This is a genomic window from Mesorhizobium sp. M7A.F.Ca.CA.002.09.1.1, assembly GCF_003998555.1.
Classification (GTDB): Bacteria; Pseudomonadota; Alphaproteobacteria; order Rhizobiales; family Rhizobiaceae; genus Mesorhizobium; species Mesorhizobium ciceri.
This window is the reverse complement of record NZ_RZRR01000136.1, coordinates 1-8,674: the sequence shown is the minus strand read 5'-3', so window position 1 is coordinate 8,674 and position 8,674 is coordinate 1. Positions and strand designations below refer to the sequence as shown.

10 protein-coding genes and 1 pseudogene are annotated in these 8,674 nt (G+C 63.1%); 1 reads left to right on the top strand and 10 read right to left on the bottom strand.

Annotation, left to right across the window (positions count from 1 at the left end):
* The 10 genes and pseudogenes from EN994_RS08795 to EN994_RS08750 all read right to left on the bottom strand — a co-directional run.
* Nucleotides 1–274: pseudogene (locus EN994_RS08795) on the bottom strand (flagellar biosynthesis protein FlgI); the annotation flags it as partial.
* Nucleotides 271–798, bottom strand: coding sequence for a flagellar basal body P-ring formation chaperone FlgA (gene flgA / locus EN994_RS08790; protein WP_063168917.1), 528 nt, complete (start codon nt 796–798; stop codon nt 271–273). The pseudogene EN994_RS08795 and the gene flgA, both read right to left, overlap by 4 nt.
* 3 nt (nt 799–801) lie before the next feature.
* A complete protein-coding gene (gene flgG, locus EN994_RS08785) occupies nt 802–1,590 on the bottom strand; it encodes a flagellar basal-body rod protein FlgG (protein ID WP_127307485.1) in 789 nt (262 codons plus the stop codon).
* Nucleotides 1,591–1,601: 11 nt separating this feature from the next.
* The gene (locus EN994_RS08780; protein ID WP_013529796.1) at nt 1,602–1,928 is read right to left on the bottom strand and encodes a flagellar hook-basal body complex protein FliE; all 327 of its coding nucleotides are present in this window, start codon (nt 1,926–1,928) and stop codon (nt 1,602–1,604) included.
* Nucleotides 1,928–2,344: a flagellar basal body rod protein FlgC gene (gene flgC, locus EN994_RS08775; protein WP_013529797.1), complete on the bottom strand. Its 417-nt coding sequence runs from the start codon at nt 2,342–2,344 to the stop codon at nt 1,928–1,930. The genes EN994_RS08780 and flgC overlap by 1 nt, the downstream gene beginning before the upstream one ends.
* Nucleotides 2,345–2,346: 2 nt before the next feature.
* Entirely contained in the window at nt 2,347–2,727 is a 381-nt protein-coding gene (flgB, locus tag EN994_RS08770) for a flagellar basal body rod protein FlgB (RefSeq protein WP_013529798.1), read from the bottom strand.
* 80 nt (nt 2,728–2,807) lie between these two features.
* Nucleotides 2,808–3,647, bottom strand: coding sequence for a hypothetical protein (locus tag EN994_RS08765; RefSeq protein ID WP_063168916.1), 840 nt, complete (start codon nt 3,645–3,647; stop codon nt 2,808–2,810).
* The gene (fliI, locus tag EN994_RS08760; protein ID WP_024502685.1) at nt 3,634–5,037 is read right to left on the bottom strand and encodes a flagellar protein export ATPase FliI; all 1,404 of its coding nucleotides are present in this window, start codon (nt 5,035–5,037) and stop codon (nt 3,634–3,636) included. Before fliI ends, EN994_RS08765 begins: the two co-directional genes overlap by 14 nt.
* 3 nt (nt 5,038–5,040) lie before the next feature.
* Complete coding sequence (flgF, locus tag EN994_RS08755) at nt 5,041–5,763, bottom strand: flagellar basal-body rod protein FlgF (RefSeq protein ID WP_013529801.1); 723 nt, start codon at nt 5,761–5,763, stop codon at nt 5,041–5,043.
* Nucleotides 5,764–5,770: 7 nt separating this feature from the next.
* A complete protein-coding gene (locus EN994_RS08750; RefSeq protein WP_063168915.1) occupies nt 5,771–7,582 on the bottom strand; it encodes a DUF1217 domain-containing protein in 1,812 nt (603 codons plus the stop codon).
* A 147-nt stretch (nt 7,583–7,729) separates the two neighbouring features.
* Here EN994_RS08750 and motA point away from each other — a divergent pair, with 147 nt between their 5' ends.
* Nucleotides 7,730–8,605 (top strand): flagellar motor stator protein MotA, encoded by an 876-nt coding sequence (motA, locus tag EN994_RS08745; protein ID WP_013529803.1) that lies wholly within the window; start codon nt 7,730–7,732, stop codon nt 8,603–8,605.
* Nucleotides 8,606–8,674: the final 69 nt, after the last annotated feature.

Below are 8,674 nucleotides of genomic sequence, written 5' to 3'. Positions count from 1 at the left end.
TGACCAGGCCGTAGCCGACGAGTTGATTGTCGCGCGAACTCTGCAGCTGGGCGATGTCCTTGATACGCGAGGCGACCTGGCCCGGCGGCAGCGAACTCGGCCCGGTCGAAACCCGGAACATGCGGCTGGTGGTGGCCGGATCATATTCGGGATCGTTGTAGACGCCGCCATTCTTGGCGGCGAGCTCGCGCTTGGCCTTCGGCGTCAGGCCGTCGGCCAGCGCCGGCTGCAGGCCAAGCACGGCTGCCAGGATCAAGGTAAGCCCGCGCATCATGAAGCGCTGACCTGGATGGTTCCATCCGCCATCACCGTGCCGGACAGGATTTTGCCGCTGTCGATGTTGCGAACCTTGACGAGGTCGCCCGCGGCTCCTGGTTGCAGCGTCACGGCGGTCGCCGAGATCGTCAGGCCGCCGGCGATGAAGAAGATCTGCACGGAGGCACCCTGTTCGACCAGCCAGGCCTCGCGGATGGCGGCGGAGGGAATGTAGCGGCCGGGCAGCAAGGTGCGCTTGGCGACCTTGCCATCCAGTTCTTCGGCCCGTGTGGCGACCGCCTCCGGCTTGTGCTTGCCGACGATAAGGGTGACCTGTTTCAGGGCAGCCAGGTTGATGGTCTCGCCGGGATAGATAACCCGGCTCGGAATAAGCACCACCTCGCCGCCAGCTTGATTGCTGGCGATCCGGGTGGCCGACTGGTTGGCCGATTCCTGGGCAAAAGCCGGCATCGTGCCGGTCACCAGCGCAAGGACGAGCGCGGTGCGGCGGAATGCGGACAGGAGGCCGGGCGTCGACATCATGCGTTACCTGATGTTCTTGGAGACCACGGAGGCCATGTCGTCGGCGGCCTGAATGACCTTGGAGTTCATCTCATAAGCGCGCTGCGCCGAGATCAGTTCGGTGATTTCCTTGCCCGGGTCGACGTTGGAGGCTTCGAGATAGCCCTGCTGGATGGTGGCAAAACCGGGATCGCCAGGCACGCCGACATTCGCGGGCCCCGAAGCCGTGGTTTCCTGGAACAGATTGTCGCCAAGCGGCGCCAGGCCGGCCTCGTTGGCGAAATTGGCGATCTGAAGCTGACCGAGGTTCTGCAGGTCGGTCTGGCCGTCGATGCGGGCGAAGACCTGGCCGGTCTTGTTGACGATGACCTCGACGGCATCAACGGGAACATTGATTGCCGGAATGACCGCAGCGCCGTCGACCGTCACCAGCTGGCCGGTGGCGTTGGTGTTGAGAGCGCCGGCGCGGCTGTAGAGCGTGCCGCCGTCGGCACCCTCGATCTGGAACCAGCCCCTGCCGGTCAGCGCCAGGTCGAAACTGTTGCCGGTGCTGGTCAGTTCGCCCTGGGTGTGCACGTTGCGCACCGCCGTCGTCTTGACGCCGAGGCCGATCGAGACGCCCTCCGGCACCAGCGAGGCGTTGGAGCGGTTGGGCACGCCTTGCGTGCGGTCGACCTGATAGAGCAGGTCGGAGAATTCGGCACGGGCGCGCTTGTAGCCGGTGGTGTTGATGTTGGCGATGTTGTTGGCGATGACTTCCAGATTTGTCTGCTGGGCATTCATGCCGGTGGCGGCGATGGCGAGTGCTTTCATGGCGGAATTCCTCAGATGCCCATTCGACTGACTTCGAGATAGGCAGAGACCACCTTGTCGCGTATCGCGACGGCGGTCTGAAGCGCCTGCTGCGCGCTCATCACGGCGTCGACCACCTGGCGGGTGTCGGCATCGCCCTTGAGCGCCTGCATCGATACCTGCTCGGCATTCTGCATCGTGTCGACGGTCTTGGAGGCTGCCTGGCTCAGCGCCTCGGCAAAGGAGGTGCCGACATTGCCACCGGCCGACGGTGTCGCGCCGCCCTGGAGCAGGCTTGTGGCGGCGTCATCGCCGCCGATCGACGGCTTGAACTGAAGGGCTCCGATACCGCTGATCATTACTGGTTCCTCATCAGGTCGATGGTCATGGAAATCAGGTCGCGGGCCTGCTTGACCACCTGAAGGTTGGCCTCGTAGGAGCGATTGGCCTCGGTCATGTCGGCCATTTCGATCAGCACGTTGACGTTGGGCATCTTGACGTAGCCCTTCTCGTCGGCGGCCTCGTTGCCGGGCTGGAACTCGACTGGAAAGTCACTGGGATCTCGATCGATCGAGTTCACTGCAACCGTTGAACTGCCGGAGGCCCGGTCGAGCTCGGAGACGAAGCTGATGGTCTTGCGGCGATAAGGGTCGGAGCCGGGCGCGGTGCCCGTCGACTGGGCGTTGGCGAGGTTCTCGGAAACCACGCGCAGGCGTTCCGACTGGGCGCCGAGGCCGGATGCTGCGACTTTGAGGGCTGCGGTCAGTGCGTCCATGGTCAGCTCTTCACCGCCATCATCATCATCGAATGGAACGCCTTGACGATCGCCGTGTTGAGCTCGAAGGACCGGCGCACCTCGCCGGCCTTCAGCAACTGGTCTTCCAGCACGACCGAGTTCTTGGACGGCATGACAACGCCGTCATCTTCCTGCGGCTTGATGGTGAAGCCGGCATTGGTCGCTGCATTGCCGAGATGGCCGGCCTGGGTGGCCTGCAGCGATACGGCGGCGCGGTCGAGCACTTTTTCGAATGGCTCGACGTCGTTTGCCGTATAGCCTGGCGTGTTGGCATTGGCGATGTTGCCGGCCACGGCCGACTGGCGCACGGCCAGCCATTGCGCTTGCTTGGCGGCGAGGTCGAAAAGGGAAACGGGCTCCATGGGAATCTCCGAGCAGGTACCCAGAGACTAGGCCGCCAGTCTTGCGCGGGCCTTGCGGATGGCCGGAAGCCGGAGATCGTTTATCGGGACAGTTCGATCACCTGGTCGGCACTGGTGATCATGACCCATTTGCCGTTGCGCTGCTCGATGGAGGATACCTTGCTGGAATCCGGCAGTATCGAGCCGCGCTGGACCATCCAGAGGCCAGCGTCGTCCTGGATCATGGCGCGGCCGTTGGCGACATGAACCATGCGGAATTTCGCCGCGTCGGCCGGAAACGGTTGCTCGTCGGATGCGGCTGCGGGATCGGCATCATCCCGCACCGTCCCCGTGGCAAGAAGATCGAGATTGGCCGCGGGAACGTCCTTTGCCGTCAGCGGCGCGCTGCGTTCGGCGACCACGCCGCCGCCCGCTCGCCCGGAATTAGAGCCTGTGCCGCCGAACTTCATCGCCTGGACGCCAAACTGGTCCTGGTTGAAGAAGATATACCAGGGGAACAGGGCGCAGATCAGGCCGAGCGCGATGCCGAGCGCGGCAATGACGAAATCGCTGCGTCGGTCGGACTTCTTCTCCAGTCGGGGAAACGGCGCCTTTGGCGGCTGCGGCCATTCGGTGCGCGGGAACAGGCCGTCGATCAGCGATTCCCGGCTGGCCTGCGTCATCTCGGCAGCCACCGCCTGGGGAGCCCGGGACAGAGCGGGTTCGACGGGCCTGGCCAGATCAGGATCGGCTTTGCCAGCCCGTGGCAGGATTGGCTTGACGGCTCTGGCCAGAACGGCCTCGGCTTTGGCCGCGATGGCACGGGCGGCCTTTGCTTTGGCGGTTCTCGCCGTGTCAGCCTCTGCCTGCTGCGCGGCATTGGCCTCGGCGATCATGTCGCGCAGGATGCGCTCGGTGTATTCGCGTTCAGTCTCCGGCATCGGCGTTCAGCTTGCTCTTGAGGTGGCGGGCGAGATCGGAGAACGGGTCGGCTGAGGGGCGATCCTTCGGCCCTTGCGTCAGCGCTTCATAGATCAGCGGCACCTGGCGCACGGCGATGTCGAGTTCGGCATCGACGCCGCCCTGATAGGCCCCGAGCAAGCGGATATCGCGTGTGTCCTCGAAGCGCGAGATCATCGACTTCAGCCTTGTCACCAGCGCGCGCTGTTCGACGCTCCAGGCCTTTCCGGCCAACCGCGATATGGACGACAGCGGGTTGACGGGGGGGTAGCGACCCTGTTCGGCGATCGTGCGGTCGAGCACGACATGGCCGTCGAGGATGCCGCGCACGGAATCGGCGACCGGGTCGTTGTGATCGTCGCCGTCGACCAGTACGGAAATGATGGCGGTGATCGATCCCTTGCCTTCCGTACCCGGCCCGGCGCGTTCGAGCAGCTTGGGCAATTCGGTGAACACCGAGGCCGGATAACCGCGGGCGACCGGCGGCTCGCCGGTTCCCGTCGCCACCTCACGCAAGGCGTGAGCGAAGCGGGTGATCGAATCCAGCACCAGCAAAACGCGATGCCCCTGGTCGCGAAAATGCTCGGCGACGCGCATGGCGGTGTCCGGCGCACGCCGGCGCATCATGGCGCTTTCGTCGCTGGTGGCGACGACGGCGATGGTCTTGGCCATGCTGTCGCCGATCGTGTCCTCGAGGAATTCACGGACTTCCCGGCCGCGTTCGCCGATGAGGGCCACCACGACGGTATCGAATGCGTCGGCTCCGGCGAGCATGGCGAGCAGCGTCGACTTGCCGACGCCGGAGCCGGCAAAGATGCCGAGGCGCTGGCCGAAGCAGAGCGGCGTGAAGATATCGATGACCTTGACGCCGGTCATGAAGGCAGTGCCGACGCGTTGCCGCGCCATGGCGCCCGGCGTCGTCTGGGCGCCGCGCGATGTGTCGTCTCCCCGGGCGAGCGGCGGGCCGCCATCGATCGCCCTGGTGAGTGCGTCGATGGTGCGGCCGCGCCATGAGGCATGCGGTGCCACCACAAGCGGACCGCGGCGGAACACGGCATCACCGATGCCGGAATCGGCGCTGCGTTCGAAGGGTGCCACGACGGCCTCGTCGCGGCCGATCTTGACGATCTCGCCGCGGCGCGCACCGGCATGGCCGGGCTGCTCGACGATGTCACCCAGCCTGGCGAAGCCGGAAAGGCCGTGCACCTTGTAGTGCGTGGGCGTGACTTCGATGACGCGGCCGCCGCGCTTGAGCAGTGCCTCGGCGTCGGCGAAACGCCGCCAGACCCGTTCCAGGGCGGCAAGCCGGTCTTCCGGTGCCGGCTGGAGTTGTCTTTCGAGTGCCCGCAGGGATGGCTGGTCGAGCGACATGGACTATTTCGAGCCGAGCGTCTTGATCGCCTCGTCGGTGGACGAGTCGGTCTGGCGCATCAGGGCGGCCGTGTTCTCGAAGGCGCGCTGGACCATGATCAACCTGGTGATCTCCAGCACCGGATTGACATTGGACTCTTCGAGAAAACCTTGGGCAACGCCGATATCGGAGCGATCGGTGACAGGCTCCGGGGTGCGTGCCGGAACAATGCCGGAATTGCCATAGCGGACGAAGTTCGCGCCTGGATCGAAATTGTAGAGGCCGATCGATCCGACAAGCTGATCGTTCTGGCGCAACGAACCATCGGCCCCGGCCTTGGGCGGACCGTTGCGGGGGTCAAGCTGGATCGGCGAGCCGCCGGCATCGAGCACCGGGTGGCCTTCGATCGACATCAGTTCGCCGTTCTCGTTCATCGAAAAACGGCCGTCGCGGGTCATGACGGTGCCGACCGGCGTCTCTATAGCGAACCAGGCATCGCCCTGGATGGCGAAATCGAAGGGATTTCCGGTCTCGCTCAAGGCACCGTGGGCGCCGGAAAGGTAGGTCTTGCCCGGGGAGGCGAATGACACCGATTTCTGCCCGGTGCCAGAGACGACGTCCTCGAACTTCACGCCGGTGGCGCGAAAGCCGATCGTGGAGGCGTTGGCGACGTTGTCGGCGATGGTGTCGAGGCGCCGCTCGAGCGCGATCTGCGATGAAAGAGCGACGTACAGGCTGTCCCGCATGATGGTCTCAGAACCTCAGTTTCTGCATGGCCATCATCAGGTCGGTGGAGATGCCGACGGTGAGTGGCTGGGCAAACAGCACGCTGACCGAGGTGACGGCCGATGAAGTCGGGTTGTTGATCTCGTACATACTGGTGAAGCGCGTCAGGAACTTGCCGAGTTTCTCGGGGTCGGAGAAATCCGAGATGTCGAGTTTCTGCTCGAACAGCTGCGCCTGCTTGTCGACATCGGCGGTGGCGAAGGAATCGGGCAGGCCGAGCACGGTGCGCACGACACTGGCAAGCGCAGTGTCGGCCAGCACGTCATACCAACTGGTGATGGTTGGGGCCTTGCGATCGAAATAAAGCGCCAGCCGCACGCCCTGGTTGGTCTGGCCGGCATCCTCTTCGAGGGTCTGGCGCATGTATTTGTCGACGGTCGGCTGCTGCGCCGGATTGATGGTGGTGGCCGCTTCGCCATGTTGTTCGAAGTTGAAGGCGGCGGCCAGCCCGGCATAGGCCTTGTTGGTCATCTTGTTGGCGACGCTGTCGGCGTCGCGAATGCCGCCGGCAAGAACGTTGCGGATGAGGTCCTTGCTTTCCGTCGCCGGGTCCAGTCCGTAGGCCGAGAGCACGTAGTTGTACAATCGGCTGTTGGCCATCAGGTCGTCGATGGATTTCACGTTCGTGACGTTGGCAAGGTAGTACGCGGTCTCCGACTTGATGTAGTCCGCATTCGGCGCGATCAGGCCAAGCGCCGACTCCGTCGTATAGATTTTCGGGGTGTCTTTCTGCACTTCGTCGCGCGACGTTGTCTGATCGCCATATTGGGCAAAGTTGAAGGCCGTGACGAAGTTGGCGTACCGTTTATCCGTCAGCTTGTTTGCTGGGCTGTCGGGGTCGCTGACGCCGCCCTCGAGCATTGTGCGGATCTGCTGCGGCGTTTCGGTTGACGCATCAAGTCCGTAGGAAGCCATGGCGAAGGTGAGCAGGCGCTTGTCCGCCATGAGGTTGTCGATCGACGTCACCTTGGAAATGTTTGCCGCGTAATAATCGGCCTCGCCCTTGATATATTGCGCGCTTGGCTCGACCAATGTCAGTCCGGCTCCGGCCATGTATCCTTTCGGCACCGCCTGCTGGACATCGTCGCGCATGGTCGTCTGATCGCCATACTGGGCGAAGTCGAAGGCTGCGACGAATTTGGCGTAGCTCTTGTCGGGCAGTTTGTTGGCGGGACTGTCGGGATCGCTGACGCCACCTTCGAGCATCGCCTTGACGGTTGCGGCAGGTTCGGTTGCGGCGTCGAGTCCGAAAGCGGCCATCGCATATGTCAGCAGGCGGCTGTCGCCCATCAGGTCGTCGACCGATCTAACCTTGGCGATGTTGGTGACGTAGTAGGCGGTTTCGCTCTGGTAGTAAGGGAGCCCCTTCTGCGAGGCGCCGATCTGGACTTGCAGCGCATAGTTGCTGGTCACCAGTTGCTGCGCCTTGTTGTAGACAGTCGTACTGGTGCCGTTGGCGGCGAAATTGAAGGCCCTGACGAATTCGGCGTAACGCTTGTCGGTCAGCTTGTTGGCGAAGCTGTTGGGATCGGAGACGCCTTCCTTGAGTGCCTTGACCATGAAGGCCTTGGCGTAAGCCATGTCCTCGAGCCCGTAGGCCTTCATGGCATATTTGAACAAACGGTCATTCTTGACGAAATCGTCGATCGATTTCACCTTGGTGATGTTGTCCAGATAATACTTGGTGTCGCGATCAACCACGGGCTGCTGCTCGATCCTGTCGATCGACTTTGAAATGTCCCTGGTGATGAGCTGGTAGCTGGTAAAGGTATTAAGCAAAGAGGTGCCTCCGGCCGAAGCTATGTCCGGACAATACCCCTACTTCCTTGCGCGAAACTGAATCGTCTCCGACGCCTTCGATTCAAGCCTCACACAAGGCACGGGGGCTATCCCTAGCTCCTGATGTGAAATGCGGAAGGACCTGTCGTGGGCATTCTGATTGGACTGGTGGTAACGCTCGGCTGCGTCCTTGGCGGCTTCATGGCCATGGGCGGCCATCTTCACGTGCTGATCCAGCCCTGGGAGGCAGTGATCATCTGTGGTGCGGCTTTTGGCACCTTCCTCGTCGCCAATCCGATGAAGACGGTCAAGGATACCGGCAAGGGCATTCTCGAAGCCTTCAAGCAGGCGGTGCCGAAGGAACAGGACTATCTCGAAACGCTCGGCGTGCTGCACTCGCTGATGCGCGAGCTGCGCTCGAAATCCCGCAGCGAGGTCGAGGCGCATATCGACAATCCGGAAGAGTCGGCGATTTTCCAGGCGTTCCCAACCGTGCTGCATAACCACGATCTGACGCATTTCATCTGCGACTACTGCCGCATCATCATCATCGGCAATGCCCGCTCGCACGAGATCGAGGCGCTGATGGACGAAGAAATCCAGACCATCAGGTCCGACAAGATGAAGGCCTATCACGCGATGGTGGCGGTGGGCGATGGCCTGCCGGCGCTCGGCATCGTCGCCGCCGTGCTCGGCGTGGTCAAGGCGATGGGCGCGCTCGACCAGTCGCCGGAAATTCTCGGCGGTTTGATTGGTGCCGCGCTTGTCGGAACGTTCCTCGGCATCTTCCTGTCCTATTCTGTGGTCGGACCGGTCGCCACCAAGATCAAGACAGTGCGCGAGAAGAAGAACCGCCTCTATATCATCGTCAAGCAGACGCTGTTGGCCTACATGAACGGCGCGCTGCCGCAGGTGGCGATCGAGTTCGGCCGCAAGACCATCTCGTCCTATGAACGGCCGACGATCGACGCGGTCGAGCAGAGCACGATGAATACCGGCACCGTCGAAAAGAAGGCCGCCTGAACGATGCGCGACAGATCGGTCCCGGCACTGTCATGACCAGCCTGGGCAGTCCAGCGGAAGCGCGCTCGC